This window comes from Pseudarthrobacter polychromogenes, assembly GCF_014644495.1.
GTDB lineage: Bacteria > Actinomycetota > Actinomycetes > Actinomycetales > Micrococcaceae > Arthrobacter > Arthrobacter polychromogenes.
In genome coordinates this window covers 335,874-351,264 of sequence record NZ_BMKU01000004.1, presented here as the reverse complement: position 1 = coordinate 351,264, position 15,391 = coordinate 335,874, and the positions used below count along the sequence as shown (strand labels likewise).

Below are 15,391 nucleotides of genomic sequence, written 5' to 3'. Positions count from 1 at the left end.
CCCGGAAGCAAGGCCCGGCGGGCACGGAACCACGGCCTGGTGCCCTACACGGGAGTGTTGGGCGCCAGGCCTTCGTCACCGGTCAACGCCCGGGCCTTCTTTTCCCGGAGCTTGTCCAGCCGGTTCATGAGCGGCGAGGTGGTGGCGCCATGGATCACGATGGACAATGCCACCACCAGCCCCACGAAAGACCACAGCCACTCCGCCTGGCCGGCGAACTCGCCCTTGCCCAGCGCATAGGAGAGGTAATAAAGCGAGCCGATCCCCCGGATCCCGAAGAACGAGAGGGCGATCCGCTCGCGCGGTCCGGTTTTGCCGCCGAGCAGACCGAGCCAGCCTGCCAGTGGCCGGACCAGCAGCAGGAAGGCCAGCGCCACCAGCACCTCGACCCAGCCGATCTCCGCAAGCAGCCCGCGGGCAATCGCGCCGCCCAGCAGGACCAGGATCACCACGGTCAGGAGCCGCTCCAGCTGCTCCACGTAGGAGTGCAGCACCCGGTGGTAGCCGTGCGTGTGCTCGGCGGAACGGATGGTCACCGCGCAGACAAACACGGCAATGAAGCCGTAGCCCTCGATCATCTCGGTGGCGCCGTAGGCGAGGAAGGTTGCGGCCAGCGCCACGAAGCCTTCCGAGTGGTTGGACAGCCGGAGGCTTTCAGCGCCGGCAGAGAAAAACAGCCGTGCCAGGAGCTTGCCGGTGAGGAACCCCAGCAGCACTCCGATGGCCAGCCGCCACAGGACGTCCACCGCAAACCATTCGGGGAACCAGGCCAGCGGGGATGAGCCCACGATGCTGATGGCGATGGCGAGGTAGACGAAGGGAAACGCCAGCCCGTCGTTGAGGCCGGCCTCGGAGGTGAGGCCGAAGCGGACCTCATCTTCTTTGTCCGCGCCCTCCTCCTCGTCCGCGGGCTCACCCACCTGCACTTCGGAGGCCAGGACCGGGTCCGTGGGCGCCAGGGCGGAGGCCACCAGCAGGGCAGCGCCGAGGCCGAGGCCCAGGAACCACAGGCCCAACAGGGTCAGGGCGATGATGCACAACGGCATGGCGATTCCCAGGAGCCGCCAGGTGGTGGCCCAGCGCTTGCGGCCCACGGGGCGGTCCAGGGCAAGCCCGGCGCCCATCAGCGAGATGATGACGCAGATCTCCGTCAGGTGCACAACGAAGTCGCTGTGCACCATGGGGTCCGGGTCCGGAAGCGTGGGAATCAGGGCGAAAGCCCCCATGCCTGCTCCCAGGAAGACCATGGGCATGGAGAACGGCATGTTGCGCAGGAGTTTAGGGAGGACTGCTGCGGTAAACACGGCCGCGCCTGCGGCAGCAAAGAGGATGCTGGGGGCTTCAAACACGGGGCTGTTCTCCGGCCTTGCTATGGTGCGCCGTCCGGCGCAAAAGGTGATGGGGTCCCCGGGGGAAGGGATTGCTCCACAATAGCCCCTGCTGCCCGCAGGCGCCGACGGTCTTGGATTCCAGACATGGCGACGGCGGCGCTGCTGGTTTTCGGCGTCGCCATGCGGTGAGCTTGGAGCATGGCCCCCCTGATACCTGACGTTGACCTCCCGCCCCAGCCCTGGGAAGGGAGGCTCGACGGCGATGACGCCGCCCACCGCCGCTGGTGGCAGGCAGTTACTGCGTACGAGGGCGGAACAGCAGGCACCCGCGCTGAAGGCACTCCGGGCGCTCAGGGCACCGCGGGTAATGCGGGTGGGGATGATGCCAGGCCCGCCACCCTCCTGGGCTTCGCCAGCGACGAGGGCGTGCGCCGGAACAAGGGCCGCACCGGCGCGGCGGCCGCACCGGCGGCCATCCGCAAGGTCCTGGGGCCCCTGGCGTTCCATCTGGACCGGACCGTGTACGACGCCGGGGACGTCGTGGTGTCAGGCGGTGACCTTGAGGCCGGCCAGGAACGCGCCGGCCGTGCAGTCAAGGAACTGCTCGACGCCGGTCAAGTGACCGCAGTGCTGGGCGGCGGCCACGAAACCGCATTCGCGAGCTACCTGGGGGTTGCCGCCTCTGCGGCGGTCCGGAGCGGGAAAAGGCTGGGCGTCCTGAACCTTGACGCCCATTTCGACCTGCGGGACGAGCCGCTGGCAACGTCCGGGACGCCGTTCCTGCAGATGGCCCGCGCGGAAGCGGCCGCAGGGCGCGACTTCCGCTACGCCGTCGTCGGAATTTCCGAGCCCAACAACACGCGCGCACTCTTCGACACTGCGCGGACGCTGGGCGTTCACTACCTGCTGGACGAGGACTGCGAGGCGGAACGCGTCCGCACCTTCGTGGCAAAATTCCTTGACGGGATCGACGTGCTCTACCTGACCATCGACCTTGACGTGCTACCGGCCGCGGTGGCGCCGGGGGTGAGTGCCCCGGCCGCGTACGGCGTGCCCCTCCCGGTCATCGCCGCCGTGTGCCGGCAGGTGGCCTGGAGCGGGAAGCTGCTGCACCTGGACATCGCCGAACTGAACCCGGCGCTTGACGTGGACAGCCGGACTGCGCGCGTTGCCGCGCGGCTGCTGGACACGCTGCTGCGCTGATCCGGCAGGCTCCCGGCGGGCTTCGGACTGCGCTGCCTGCCCGTGAACGCGCTACTGGCCCTTGAGGACGTAGCGCCGCTCCGGACGCCCCACCCCGTACTTGAGCCTCACGTCCAGGGTTCCTTCGTCGTGCAGGTACTCAAGGTACCGCCGCGCGCTGACCCGGGACGTTCCCAGCTGCTCGGCTACCTCGGCCGCGGAAAGATCGCCGTCGGCGGCATTCAGGGTGGCCTCCACGAGCTTCAGGGTCTCGATGCTGCAGCCTTTGGGAAGCGGACGCTCGGTCCGGTCCAGGCCGAACACCCGGTTGACGTCCGACTGCTCGGCCACGTCCTTGGCTGAATCCAGCCCCTGGTATGCACTCCGGTAGTGCTCCAGGCGTTCCTGCAGGTCCGACTGCGAAAACGGCTTGATCAGGTAGTGCACAATCCCGCCGCGGAGGGCCTTGCGCACGGTCTCCACTTCCCGGGCGGCACTGATCACCAGCACGTCCAGCTCCGGGGCGACGTCCCGCAGCCGCTGCATGAGGTCCAGCCCGTTGATGTCCGGAAGGTGGATGTCCAGCAGCACCAGGTCAGGCCGCAGCCGTTCCGTCTCAATCACGGCCTGCGCTCCGGTGTGGGCCACGCCCACCACAGCGAAGCCGGGCGTCCGCTGGATGAACCCGGCGTGGACCTTGGCCACCATGAAGTCGTCGTCGACGATCAGCACCTTGATCATGGCTGCGTTGCACCTCTCTTGAATCGTGCGGTGAAGACTGCTCCGTTGTCATTGGCCACGGTGAGGTCCCCGCCGGAACGCCGGCAGACCACCCGGGAAAGCGCCAGACCGAAGCCGCGGCCGTCCGCCGGGCCGGCCTCCTTGGTGGAGAACCCCTGGCGGAAGATGTCCTCCACGGCCTCGTCCGGGACGCCCGGGCCGGTGTCCCGGACCGTAACGGTGACATGGTCCGTGCCGTCCTCCACAAGCACCCGGACGGCAGCCCCGGCAAGCCCCGTGACGGCGTCGAACGCGTTATCCACCAGGTTCCCCACAACGGTGGTGAGGTCCCGGGACAAATCGTCGCTGACCTGGCGCAGGGCGGATACGGGGTCAAGCTGCAGTGCCACGCCGCGCTCGGTGGCAAGGCTGGACTTGGCAATCAGCAGTGCGGCGAGCGCGGGATCCTGGATACGGCTGGTCACTTCATCATTGAGCCTGGTCCGGTCCACCGTGGCGCCGTTGACGAACTGGACCACGGAATCGTACTCGCCGATCTGGATCAGGCCGGAAATGACGTGCAGCTGGTTGGCGAACTCGTGGGCCTGCGCGCGCAGCGTGTCCGTGGCGGTCCGGGTGGCCCCCAGCTCACGCTCCAGGGAGGACAGCTCTGTCCGGTCCCTCAGGGTTGTCACCGAGCCAATGTTGCGGCCGCGGGAGCGGATGGGAACACGGTTCAGCACCACCAGCCGTTCCCCCACCAGCACCAGCTGGTCCGGGTCCGGCTGGTCGCGGGTCAGGACCACCTTGAGGGCCGGGTCCACAGGAAGGGACGCGAGTTTCCTGCCCACGCAGTCCGGCGGCAGCCCCAGCAGTTCCCGGGCACTGTCGTTCGCTACCGTGACTCGCTCGTGGGGGTCCAGCCCCACCACGCCTTCCTTCAGGCCGTGCAGCATAGCCTCACGGTTTTCCACCAGCCCGGTGATCTCGCTTGGCTCCATTCCCAGGGTCTGGCGTTTGACCCTGCGGGACAACAGCAGGGACCCGGCCACGCCCAGGACACTGGCCACGCCCAGGTAGGTCAGGAGGTTGGGGACGGCGTCGCCCAGCCGTTCAAGGGTGGACGGGTAGTTGCGGCTGATGGCTGCGATGCCGATCATCTTTCCCGAATCGTCGAGCACCGGGACATGGGCGGAGAGGACGGTGGTTCCGCCTTCGTCCAGCACCCCGGTCCAGGCCCGGCCTTCCATCACCCTGCTGGGGCCGAGTTCCAGGGTCTTGCCGAGCAGGCCCGGATCGGAAGCGGCAACCACCGTCCGGTCCACTTTTGCGAGTGCAACGTGCGACGATCCCGAAACGGTCCGGACGGACTCGGCCACCGCGGGAAGCGCTGAACCAACGCGCGGCTCTGCCTCCGGCAGCAAGGCACGTACTGCCGGGTTGTTACCGAGCGCCTCAGCGGCGGAGAGCGCCCTCCTGCCCTCGGTACGTTCGAAGGCGGCAGCGGACTGGGCAAGGGAAATGGCCACCACGGCCACGAGTACTGCCAGGACGATCAGCAACTGGAGCACAAGGTACTGCCCGGCGAGGGACATTCCTCTTCGTCGCGTCACTGCGTGGATTCCTTTAGTGGTGGTTCAGGTGCCTGGGCGCAGGCACGCGGAGCGCAGGCACCCAAGGGCGCACCGCCCGCCCCCTCCCGGCGTACCGGAACTATACCGCAGCCAAGCGGCCAGTCAGCGGGGACCGCCGTCGTTCCCTTCCCCGCTGGTCCTCCGTGCGGTGCCGGCGGACGGATTCCGGCCGGCGCGGTGCAGCAGCACCAGCCGGGTTGCGTGGAACGCGATGAGCCCGGCCCCGGCCAGGATGTACAGCGCCTCCAACCAGCCCGCCCGTCCATCGACAACCCTTACGACTGCCGGCACCAGCGCCAGCAGGACCACCGCCATGCCGATCCATGCCGCCGGTTTGGTTCCGTAACGCCCGCTTCGCTCCGCCATATCCGTCCCCCATCCTGTAAGCAGCTTCCAGCCTAAAGGGCGACGCGAACCGGGGCGTGGTGGGGTGCCGGAAACGTGAACGCAATGAACTTAACTTTCTCTGCGTACACAAGAGTGATCGCCGTCACTGCCGGGCCTAGCATCGAAGCACAGATCAGGTCCGCTGATCATCCTGTAGAGAATTGCATTACTGAGAAGAGGAACACCATGCGCCAGATCCGCGCATTGCGAGTCGCCGCCGTCGCCGCCGGCATCGCCCTGATGGCCACCGGTTGCGGGGCCACCGGCAGCAGCTCCACCGGCCCGGAAAGCTCCGGCGCCGCAGCCGGCCCGGTGACCGGCCTCCAGATCATGGTCCCCAACACCCCGGGCGGCGGATACGACACCACAGCCCGCGTTGCGGCAAAGGTTCTCGATGACGAGAAGGTTGCCACCAACACCGAGGTCTTCAACCTTGCGGGCGCCGGCGGCACTGTTGGCCTGGCGCGCATTGTCAACGAAAAGGGCAATGGCGACCTCACCATGCTCATGGGCTTGGGCGTCGTGGGAGCCAGCTACACCAACAAGTCCGAGTCCAAACTGACGGACACCACCCCACTGGCCCGGCTCATCGAAGAGCCCGGCGCAATCATGGTCAACAAAGACTCGCCCTACAAGACCATCGATGACCTGGTCACCGCGTGGAAGGCAGACCCGGGTTCCATCGCTGTAGGCGGCGGCTCTTCGCCCGGCGGCCCGGACCACCTGCTCCCGATGCAGCTTGCAGGAGCCGTAGGAATTGACGCCACCAAGGTGAACTTTGTGTCGTACGACGGCGGTGGAGACCTCCTCCCGGCCATCCTCGGCAACAAGGTGGGCTTTGCCGCATCCGGCGCCGGAGAGTACTTGCAGCAGATCGAATCGGGCGACGTCCGTGTCCTGGCAACCAGCGGTGAAGAGCGCCTGGAAGGTGTGGACGCACCCACGCTGAAGGAATCCAACATCGACCTGGTGTTCACCAACTGGCGCGGCATCGTGGCTCCTCCCGGAATCAGCGACGAGGACAAAGCCAAGCTGATCGCCACCCTTGAGAAGATGCACGGCACTGACGCCTGGAAGGAAGCCCTGGTCAAGAACAGCTGGACTGACGCCTTCATCACCGGCGACGAGTTCGAAACCTTCCTGACCGAGCAGGACACCCGGGTGGCGGACGTGCTCACGAAGCTTGGCCTGGCGTGAGCTCCTCACCAACTTTGACTTCCAGGCTCAAAGGCCGCTCCGAGCTGGGGGTCGCCCTCCTGCTCGGAGCGGCGGGCGTCCTCGTCCTGGTGGATGCCATCGCCCTGGTAACCCCGTATTCGCAGTCAGACCCGGTGGGACCCAAGACGCTGCCGTACATCGTCTCCGGCCTGCTCCTGGTATGCGCCGTCCTGCTCGCCATCAATGTGCTTCGTGGCGGACAGGGCGAAGCCGAAGGCGGTGAGGACGTGGATCTCTCGCATCCCGCCGACTGGAAGACCATCCTGCCGCTGGTGGGAGCCTTCGTGGCCAACATCCTGCTGATCGATTGGGCCGGGTGGGTCGTCTCCGGGACCGTCCTGTTTTGGGGCAGCGCCTGGGCCCTGGGCAGCCGGCATTATGTCCGTGACGGCCTCATTTCCGTGGGACTCGCAGTGCTCACTTTTTACGGTTTCTACCTTGGCCTCGGCATCCCGCTGCCCGCCGGTCTCCTGGAAGGGATTCTCTGATGGATGTCTTTTCCTCCCTCATGGACGGTTTCGCCACCGCCCTCACCCCCATGAATCTCCTCTACGCCGTCATCGGCGTGATCCTGGGTTCCGCCGTCGGCGTGCTCCCGGGCCTTGGCCCGGCCATGACCATTGCCCTGCTGCTCCCGGTCACCTATGTCCTGGAACCCACCAGCGCCTTCATCATGTTCGCCGGCATCTACTACGGCGGCATGTACGGCGGCTCCACTACCTCGATCCTGCTGAATACACCCGGTGAATCGTCCTCGGTGGTGACGGCGATCGAAGGCAACAAGATGGCCAAAGCGGGGCGGGCGGCACAGGCCCTTGCGACGGCGGCCATCGGTTCATTCGTCGCCGGCACCATCGGCACCGCGCTCCTGGCCGTCTTCGCACCAATCGTGGTGGAATTCGCCGTCAGCCTGGGCTCGCCAAGCTACTTCGCCATCATGGTCCTCGCGCTTGTGGCAGTGACCGCCGTCCTTGGATCATCCCGCCTCAGGGGCTTTGCCTCGCTGGGCCTCGGGCTGGCGATCGGCCTGGTGGGCATGGACTCCGTCACAGGCCAGCGCCGCCTCACCTTCGGCCAGCCCCTGCTGGCCGATGGCCTGGACATCGTGGTGGTGGCAGTGGCCATCTTTGCCGTGGGCGAAGCTTTGTGGGTTGCCGCGCACATGCGCCGCACTCCTTTGCATGTCATCCCGGTCGGCCGCCCGTGGATGGGCAAACAGGACTGGAAGCGGTCCTGGAAGCCGTGGCTCCGCGGAACGGCGTTCGGTTTCCCCTTTGGCGCACTGCCGGCCGGTGGAGCCGAGATCCCCACGTTCCTCTCCTACGTCACGGAGAAGCGGCTTAGCAAGCATCCCGAGGAATTCGGCAAGGGTGCCATTGAAGGTGTTGCCGGCCCGGAAGCCGCCAATAACGCGGCCGCTGCCGGCACCATGACCCCCCTGCTGGCACTGGGGTTGCCCACCAACGCCACGGCTGCCGTGATGCTCGCAGCGTTCGTCCAGTTCGGCATCCAACCGGGGCCCCTGCTGTTCGCCAACGAGGGACCCCTGGTGTGGGCCTTGATTGCGAGCCTCTTCATCGGCAACTTCCTGCTCCTGCTCATCAACCTGCCCCTGGCACCGATGTGGGCGAAGATCCTCCAGCTTCCTCGGCCGTACCTCTACGCAGGCATTTTGTTCTTCGCCACACTGGGTGCCTACTCGGTGAACCTGCAGGCGTTCGACCTGGTCCTCCTGCTGGTGCTGGGCGCATTGGGATTCATGATGCGCCGCTTCGGACTCCCGGTACTGCCGCTTATCCTGGGCGTCATCCTTGGGCCGCGGATCGAAGGACAGCTTCGCAAGAGCCTCCAGCTGAGTGCGGGCGACCCCGCCGGCCTCCTGGGCGAGCCCATCGCCGTCAGCATCTACATCATCCTGGCGCTCATCCTGGCGTGGCCGCTGATCTTCAAGCTGGTCCGGCGCAACCGCCCGGCTGCGGCCGGACCGGTGCCGGCCACGGAAGCGGCTCCGGCAGCCCCATCAGGCAGCTCCGTGCACGCAGACCTGCCCGTTCACCCGGACGGTGCAGCCCACACGGGCAGCAGCATCCACTCACAGAGCTCCGGAAAGCCGGACAGCAATGTCCAATCAGACGGCAGCGCACACCCAGACAAGAAGGAGACGCCATGACCATCGTGGTGGGATACGTCCCGACCCCCGAGGGCGAAGCAGCCCTGACCCAGGCCATCCACGAAGCCCGGAAGAGCAACACCAGACTGTTGGTCATCAACTCGTCCAAGGGGGACGCGCTGGTGGACAACCGCTACGCCCAGGAGCAGGAGATCCAGAGCATTGAGGACCGCCTGGCCACCCAGGGCATCGACCACGTGATCAAGCAGCCGGTCCGTGGCCACGATGCCGCCGCGGAGGTGTTGGATGCCGCGGAGGAGCACAACGCTGAACTGATTGTGATCGGCCTGCGCCGGCGGACACCGGTGGGCAAGCTCATCATGGGCAGCGTTTCCCAGCGCATCCTGCTGGAAGCCGACTGCCCGGTCCTCGCCGTGAAGGCAGGCTAGCCGGATTCTCCAGCACGGAACAGCTCCTGGCGTTGGCGCCCCAGCCCCACGACCTCTACCTCCACCACGTCACCCGGCTGGAGGTAGGGGAAGCGGCCGCTGAGCGCCACGCCTTCCGGCGTTCCCGTCAGGATTACGTCCCCGGGCTCCAGGCGCATGTACTGGCTGCAGTGGTGGACAAGGGTTGCGGCATCGAAGATGAGCTCTGAGGTGGTGGAATCCTGCCGCGGCTCCCCGTTGACCCAGCTCCGCAGCGGCAGGTTCCCGCCGTCGATCTCGCCTGCCGGCACCAGCCATGGGCCGAGGGGCGTGGAGCCGGGGAGGGATTTGCCTTTGGTCCACTGGCCGGCCGCCCCGGGGAGCTGGTACTCACGCTCGGAGAGGTCATTGGCGGTGACATAGCCTGCGATGCAGTCCTCCGCCTGGCTGAGGGAGTCGAGGTAACTGGCTTCCCTGCCGATGACGATACCCAGCTCCACCTCCCAGTCGTACCTGCTGGAGTTCGGTGGAACGGGTGCGGGATCGAACGGCCCCGAGACGGTGTTGCCCGGCTTAAGGAAAACCACCGGAATTTCCGGGGGCGCGGAACCTGACTCGGCAGCATGCGCGGCGTAATTCATCCCGATTCCCACCACCGAGCCGGGCCTGGCAACCGGGGGGCCAACCCTGAGCGTCTCCGCTCCTTCCAGTTCCGGCAGGGACCCGGCTTCCAGCGCGTGCCGGATTCTGTCCACTCCTCCGGATGCCAGGAACGCACCGTCCACGTCCTGCGTCAGCGGCAGGAGGCTGTAGCACCGGCCGGACGGCACCATAACGGCCGGTTGCTCCTTGCCCTTTTCACCCAGGCGCATGATTTTCATCCAGATCTCCTTCGAGCTGACGTTGCACGTTTGTACCCATCGTTGCTGATGCGCTGACGCGCCGCCAACGCGCCCTATTGTGACTGGTGGCGCACTTGCCCTGCCATTTTCGGGTGGGCGTTCGACACTCCAAACAGCAGTCATCTGACATTTGCCGGGATTAGCAGGTAAGATAGAACGGCCCTCAGGCATGAAACACAGAAAGTTCACACATGACTACAGCAACCATGGAACGCGTCCCCGCCGCTTCCTCCCCCACCGACGCGCCGGCCGTCCGGTCGATCGACCTGGAGTTCTCCACCGCGAGCGACGTCCACACGGGCCTGGAAGAAGCAGTTGCCGAACTCATCGGGGTTGCGGCCCAGGACGCGGCCTGCGGCATCCTGGTGACCAGGCTGCACCCCGGCCGCTACACCGTAGCCCTGGACGAATCGGTCCCCTTCGGCGAGACATACGAGGCCATCGCCGCCTGACAGCCTGCGACGGACGCCCCTTTCGCGCATAGACAAAAGTCCCCGCCGCTGCATACGCAATGGCGGGGACTTTTCTGTCGGCGGTTGCCGACGTTGTCAGGCCCGGCGGACCTGTACGCCGTCGGACTTCAAAAAGAGCTGCTTTTCGGACGGACCAGCCGGCACAAGCCACAGAACATTTCCGCTCTGGGACACCTCTTCCACCTCACCGGTGGCTACCACATGCGCCTGCTTGATGATCTCGACGCGCTCCCCGGCCTGGAGTCCCCTCCAGTCCGAAATAACGGCGGAATGGGCATTGCGCCTCGACAGGACTGCCCCACGTGCTTTCATTTGAACTTCTACCCCTTTGTATATGTTCCGCGCCACAGCCTCTTTGATGTGACTTTTACTACACCTTCAGTTCTACTACACTCCGCGTCCGCCCGATGTCTGTGTTGCTGGAAATTTCAGCAGGTGGACGCTTTGTGCCGATGGACTGAAGATTGTTCGCTTTTATGCCAGTGGACCCACGGCAGATTCGACTGCCCGGCGCACCTCCCCTGCTGCGACCAGGTTGTCCGCCGCCTCCAGCTCCGGGGAAAGGTAACGGTCCGTCCCCGGCCCGTCCACCACGCTCCGCAGTGCACGGACGACGGCGGCGCCCGCCGGTCCCGGGGTCAGCACACCACCGGAGAGCTGGGTGCGGATGTCCACTGCCCGGGCTGACGTCACCAGCTCGATCGCCAGGACGCGCCGCAGGTTCTCCACTGCCTTCCGGAGTTTGCGGGCTGCGTGCCAGCCCATGGAGACGTGGTCTTCCTGCATGGCCGAACTCGGGATGGAGTCCACCGATGCAGGCACCGCGAGCCGTTTGTTGTCCGAGACCAGCCCGGCCTGGGTGTACTGGGCGATCATGAGCCCGGAATCGACGCCGGGGTCGGCTGCGAGGAAGGCAGGAAGGCCGTGGGACCGCGCGGGGTCCAGCATCCTGTCCGTCCGCCGCTCAGCAATGGAGCTGAGGTCCGCGACGGCGATGGCCAGGAAGTCCAGGACGTACGCCACAGGGGCGCCGTGGAAGTTGCCATTGGAGCTGACCCGCCCGTCGGGCAGCACCACCGGGTTGTCGATGGCCGCGGCCAGTTCGCGGGACGCCACCAGGTCCGCGTGGTCCAGCGTGTCCCTCACCGCACCGGTGACCTGAGGGGCGCAGCGGAGCGAATAGGCGTCCTGCACGCGGGAATCGCCGACTTTGTGGGAAGCGACGATCGGTGAACCGGAGAGTACGCGCAGCATGTTGTCAGCGCTGGCGGCCTGCCCCGGGTGGGGGCGCAGTGCGGCGTGCAGCTCCGGCAGGAACACCTGGTCGGTGCCCAGCAGCGCCTCGACGCTCATCGCCGCGGTGATGTCCGCCGTCGTCAGCAGCTGACGAAGGTCCGCGATGGCCATAAGCAGCATGCCCAGCATGCCCTCGGTGCCGTTGACCAGGGCAAGGCCCTCCTTCTCGGCGAGGATGACCGGCTCGATGCCGTGCGCGGCAAGGAGTTCCGCGACGGCGGGACGGCCGGCGGTGCCGTAAAGCTGGCCGTCCGGCCCGGCGGCTTCACCCTCGCCCATCAGGACCAGGGCGCAGTGCGACAGGGGCGCCAGGTCGCCGGAACAGCCCAGCGACCCGAACTCGCGGACCACAGGGGTGATGCCGGCATTGAGGACGTCCACCATGGTTTGCAGGACCACGGGACGGACGCCGGTGCGGCCGGAGGCCAGGGTCTTGGCACGCAGGAACATGATGCCGCGGACCACTTCACGCTCCACGGCCGGACCCATGCCGGCGGCGTGGCTGCGGATCAGGCTCTTTTGCAGCTGCGTGCGCAGTTCGTTGGGAATGTGCCGGTTTGCAAGGGCGCCGAAACCGGTGGAGATTCCGTATGCCGGGGTGTCGCTGGCGGCGAGGTCGTCAATATGGGCCCGGACCTTGGCAACGGTTGCGAGGGCTTCCGGGGAAAGGGTGACCTTCGCGTTGTGGCGCGCGACGGCGACGACGTCCTCCGGTGTGACACCGCTGATGCCGAGGGTGACGGTCAGCGGTTCGTGGGTAATCGTAGTCATGGTGTTCCTGCTTCTGTGGATCGATTGCTCCGTAACTGTCGTTTTCGGGGCTCTAAACGACACTTACGGAGCAATCGATGTGGATTTGGGGCTGGTCAGTGGGCTTCGGACGCTGTCTCTTGCATCGGGATGCGGACGCCGCGTTCCCTGGCGACCTCGAGTGCGCGGTCGTAGCCGGCGTCTGCGTGGCGGATGACGCCCATGCCGGGGTCGTTGGTGAGGAGGCGCTCGAGTTTCTGGGCGGCGAGGTCGGTGCCGTCCGCGACGGAGACCTGGCCGGCGTGGATGGAGCGGCCGATGCCGACGCCGCCGCCGTGGTGCAGCGACACCCAGGTGGCGCCCGAGGCGGTGTTCAGCAGGGCGTTGAGCATGGGCCAGTCGGCAATCGCGTCAGAACCGTCCTGCATTGCCTCGGTTTCGCGGTATGGGGAGGCGACGGAGCCTGAGTCCAGGTGGTCGCGGCCGATCACGATGGGGGCCTTGACCTTGCCGTCCTTGACGAGCTGGTTGAACAGCAGTCCGGCCTTGGCCCGTTCGCCGTAGCCGAGCCAGCAGATCCGTGCCGGCAGGCCCTCGAACTCGACCCGCTCCTGGGCGGCGTCGATCCACCGGTGCAGGTGCTTGTTCTCCGGGAACAGTTCCTTGATGGCCTCGTCGGTGACGCGGATGTCCTCAGGGTCACCGGAGAGGGCCACCCAGCGGAACGGGCCCAGTCCCTCGCAGAACAGGGGGCGGATGTAGGCCGGGACGAATCCGGGGAACTCGAAGGCCCGGGTGTAGCCGCCCTTGCGCGCCTCGTCGCGGATGGAGTTGCCGTAGTCGAAAACCTCGGCGCCGGCGTCCTGGAATTCCACCATGGCCTGGACGTGCCGGGCCATGGACGCCTGGGCCTTCTTGGTGAAGCCTTCCGGGTCCGCCTCGGCTTCCCGGTGCCATTCCTCCACCGAGATGCCCTCAGGCAGGTAGGACAGCGGATCGTGCGCGGAGGTCTGGTCCGTGACGATGTCCACGGTCAGTTCTCCGGCCCGGTGGCGGCGGAGGATTTCGGGGAACACCTCGGCGGCATTGCCCACGTAGCCCACGGACCAGCCACGCCGCTCCTCCTTGGCTTTGAGGACCTTGGCGATGGCGGCGTCCAGGTCCGTTTCCACCTCGTCCAGGTAGCGCTTGCCGGCGCGGCGGCGCAGGCGGGTCTCGTCGACGTCGACAATCAGGCACGCGCCCTCGTTCAAGGTGACGGCGAGCGGCTGGGCGCCGCCCATGCCGCCGCAGCCGCCGGTGAGGGTCAGGGTGCCGGCAAGGGTGCCGTTCTCGTCCCCGGTGAGCTTGCGGGCGATCGCGGCGAAGGTCTCGAACGTGCCCTGCAGGATCCCCTGGGTGCCGATGTAGATCCAGGAGCCGGCGGTCATCTGGCCGTACATCATCAGGCCCTCGGCCTCGAGCCGGCGGAATTCGGGCCAGTTGGCCCAGTCCCCCACGAGGTTGGAATTGGCCAGAAGCACCCGTGGCGCCCATTCGTTCGTGCGGAACACGCCCACCGGCTTGCCGGACTGGACCAGGAGGGTTTCGTCCTTCTCCATGGTTTCCAGGGTGCGGGTGATCGCGTCAAAAGCGGCCCAGGACCGGACAGCGCGGCCCGTGCCGCCATACACCACCAGGTCATCCGGGCGCTCGGCGACCTCGGGGTCCAGGTTGTTCATGAGCATGCGCAACGGCGCTTCCGTCTGCCAGGACTTGGCGGTGAGCTCGGTGCCGCGGGCTGCTTTGACCGGGCGGGCACCGGTGGTGAAATCGGCGGGTGCCATGGTGGCTCCTTCATGTAGTGGTTTTGCTGGAAGTTCTGTATCTACTAAAGCCCGTCCGCAACGGCAGAAACAGGGCCTTCGGAACGGCGCTGTCCGGGATACCGGACGGGCCGGACGGGCCTACCTGGCGGGGCGGCCGTGGAGACGTACCGAGAGCTCATCGGCCACTTTCTGGACCCGCGCGGCGAGCGCCGGCCATTGCTCTGCCGGCAGTTTGTCCTCGAGGAAAGTGACGGCGACGGCCGCCGTCGGCCATCCCAGGTGATCCGTCACGGCGGCGGCGATGGAGCCAAAGCCTGGCGTGACCTCGCCGTGTTCGGTGGCATAACCGCGCTGCCTTACCTGGTCCAGGTGGGAGGACAGCGCCGAGTACTTCATGATGGCGCCCGCCACCTCGTGCCGGGCAGTAAAAGCAGCAGCGTTCGGATAGAGCGCACGGACCTGGGACTTGGGCAGGGCCGCAAGGATGGCACGCCCGCTGGCGGTGAGGTGGCTGGGGAGCCGGACGCCGACGTCGGTCACCAGGGACGGGCGGTTTTTGGCGCGCTCCTCAACGATGTACAGCACGTCGCGCCCATGCAGGACCGCCAAGTGTGCGCTCTCGCCCAGCGCATCCACGAGGGAGGCCAGCAAAGGGCGGCCCAGTCGGGAGAGCGGCTCCTGCCTGGAGTAGGCGGAGCTGAGCTCGAACGCGCTGATGCCGAGCCCGTACCGCTGCTCCTCGTGGAGGTGGAGGACAAATCCGTTGGCTTCCATCACCCCCAGCAGGTGGTAGACGCTGGAGCGCGGCAGGCCCAGGGTGGAAGCGATTTGCGACGCCGCCATGGGGCCTCGCCGGGACGCCAGCAGTTTGAGGATGCGCAGGGTGTTTTCGGCAGCGGGGACTTTGGATGTCCCCTTCGACGCCATCTGGATTGCACCACCGGTTTCATGCCTGGCTTCAGTGTCCAACACCGCATTCCCTCCATCGCTGCTTTGCGGGCTTCGGATTCGTGTCCGGTATCCCGTACTTAACCATGCGCCCTGGACGGTGCTTTAGACGCTGCCAAAGCATGCCCAGCGTCTGGAATCCCAGACATACTGCGTGGACGGAATCCCGGTCCGGCCCGAGCACCGGCCGGGTGCCAGGCTGCG

15 protein-coding genes are annotated in these 15,391 nt (G+C 66.7%); 6 read left to right on the top strand and 9 right to left on the bottom strand.

Annotation, left to right across the window (positions count from 1 at the left end):
• Window positions 1-44: 44 nt before the first annotated feature.
• A complete protein-coding gene (locus IEX43_RS09185) occupies window positions 45-1,349 on the bottom strand; it encodes a cation:proton antiporter (RefSeq protein ID WP_188810352.1) in 1,305 nt (434 codons plus the stop codon).
• A gap of 180 nt (window positions 1,350-1,529) precedes the next feature.
• Between IEX43_RS09185 and hutG the strand changes: the two genes are divergently transcribed.
• Window positions 1,530-2,534, top strand: coding sequence for a formimidoylglutamase (gene hutG / locus IEX43_RS09180; protein WP_188810350.1), 1,005 nt, complete (start codon window positions 1,530-1,532; stop codon window positions 2,532-2,534).
• A gap of 51 nt (window positions 2,535-2,585) precedes the next feature.
• Here the strand turns inward: hutG and IEX43_RS09175 are convergent, their stop codons facing one another.
• The 3 genes from IEX43_RS09175 to IEX43_RS09165 all read right to left on the bottom strand — a co-directional run bounded on the left by IEX43_RS09175 (window position 2,586) and on the right by IEX43_RS09165 (window position 5,233).
• The gene (locus IEX43_RS09175) at window positions 2,586-3,254 is read right to left on the bottom strand and encodes a response regulator (protein WP_188732005.1); all 669 of its coding nucleotides are present in this window, start codon (window positions 3,252-3,254) and stop codon (window positions 2,586-2,588) included.
• Complete coding sequence (locus IEX43_RS09170) at window positions 3,251-4,828, bottom strand: sensor histidine kinase (RefSeq protein WP_188810437.1); 1,578 nt, start codon at window positions 4,826-4,828, stop codon at window positions 3,251-3,253. The genes IEX43_RS09175 and IEX43_RS09170 overlap by 4 nt, the downstream gene beginning before the upstream one ends.
• A 141-nt stretch (window positions 4,829-4,969) precedes the next feature.
• Complete coding sequence (locus tag IEX43_RS09165; protein WP_188810348.1) at window positions 4,970-5,233, bottom strand: hypothetical protein; 264 nt, start codon at window positions 5,231-5,233, stop codon at window positions 4,970-4,972.
• 207 nt (window positions 5,234-5,440) lie between these two features.
• Here IEX43_RS09165 and IEX43_RS09160 point away from each other — a divergent pair, with 207 nt between their 5' ends.
• From IEX43_RS09160 to IEX43_RS09145, 4 genes are read left to right on the top strand one after another with little or no spacing between them, the layout of a single operon-like run.
• Window positions 5,441-6,451: a Bug family tripartite tricarboxylate transporter substrate binding protein gene (locus IEX43_RS09160; RefSeq protein ID WP_188732009.1), complete on the top strand. Its 1,011-nt coding sequence runs from the start codon at window positions 5,441-5,443 to the stop codon at window positions 6,449-6,451.
• Window positions 6,448-6,960 carry a tripartite tricarboxylate transporter TctB family protein gene (locus IEX43_RS09155; RefSeq protein ID WP_188732010.1) on the top strand — a complete coding sequence of 171 codons (513 nt, stop codon included), beginning with the start codon at window positions 6,448-6,450 and terminating at the stop codon, window positions 6,958-6,960. Before IEX43_RS09160 ends, IEX43_RS09155 begins: the two co-directional genes overlap by 4 nt.
• On the top strand, window positions 6,960-8,642 hold the full coding sequence (locus IEX43_RS09150; protein WP_188810346.1) for a tripartite tricarboxylate transporter permease: 1,683 nt from the start codon (window positions 6,960-6,962) through the stop codon (window positions 8,640-8,642). Before IEX43_RS09155 ends, IEX43_RS09150 begins: the two co-directional genes overlap by 1 nt.
• On the top strand, window positions 8,639-9,031 hold the full coding sequence (locus IEX43_RS09145) for a universal stress protein (protein WP_188810344.1): 393 nt from the start codon (window positions 8,639-8,641) through the stop codon (window positions 9,029-9,031). The genes IEX43_RS09150 and IEX43_RS09145 overlap by 4 nt, the downstream gene beginning before the upstream one ends.
• Here IEX43_RS09145 and IEX43_RS09140 read toward each other — a convergent pair.
• Window positions 9,028-9,891, bottom strand: a complete 864-nt coding sequence (locus IEX43_RS09140; RefSeq protein ID WP_188810342.1) for a fumarylacetoacetate hydrolase family protein — start codon at window positions 9,889-9,891, stop codon at window positions 9,028-9,030. The two genes, IEX43_RS09145 and IEX43_RS09140, sit on opposite strands and share 4 nt — an antisense overlap.
• Before the next feature lie 212 nt (window positions 9,892-10,103).
• On the opposite strand from IEX43_RS09140, the gene IEX43_RS09135 reads away from it, so the two are divergent.
• A complete protein-coding gene (locus IEX43_RS09135; RefSeq protein WP_188810340.1) occupies window positions 10,104-10,364 on the top strand; it encodes a hypothetical protein in 261 nt (86 codons plus the stop codon).
• Window positions 10,365-10,460: 96 nt separating this feature from the next.
• Here IEX43_RS09135 and IEX43_RS09130 read toward each other — a convergent pair whose 3' ends face one another.
• The 4 genes from IEX43_RS09130 to IEX43_RS09115 form a co-directional block, all read right to left on the bottom strand.
• The gene (locus IEX43_RS09130) at window positions 10,461-10,697 is read right to left on the bottom strand and encodes a hypothetical protein (protein WP_104188045.1); all 237 of its coding nucleotides are present in this window, start codon (window positions 10,695-10,697) and stop codon (window positions 10,461-10,463) included.
• 162 nt (window positions 10,698-10,859) lie between these two features.
• Window positions 10,860-12,452 (bottom strand): histidine ammonia-lyase, encoded by a 1,593-nt coding sequence (gene hutH / locus IEX43_RS09125; RefSeq protein ID WP_188810338.1) that lies wholly within the window; start codon window positions 12,450-12,452, stop codon window positions 10,860-10,862.
• Between the two features lie 95 nt (window positions 12,453-12,547).
• Window positions 12,548-14,257, bottom strand: a complete 1,710-nt coding sequence (gene hutU, locus IEX43_RS09120) for a urocanate hydratase (RefSeq protein ID WP_188810336.1) — start codon at window positions 14,255-14,257, stop codon at window positions 12,548-12,550.
• A 120-nt stretch (window positions 14,258-14,377) separates the two neighbouring features.
• The gene (locus tag IEX43_RS09115) at window positions 14,378-15,166 is read right to left on the bottom strand and encodes an IclR family transcriptional regulator (RefSeq protein ID WP_188810435.1); all 789 of its coding nucleotides are present in this window, start codon (window positions 15,164-15,166) and stop codon (window positions 14,378-14,380) included.
• Window positions 15,167-15,391 lie beyond the last annotated feature (225 nt).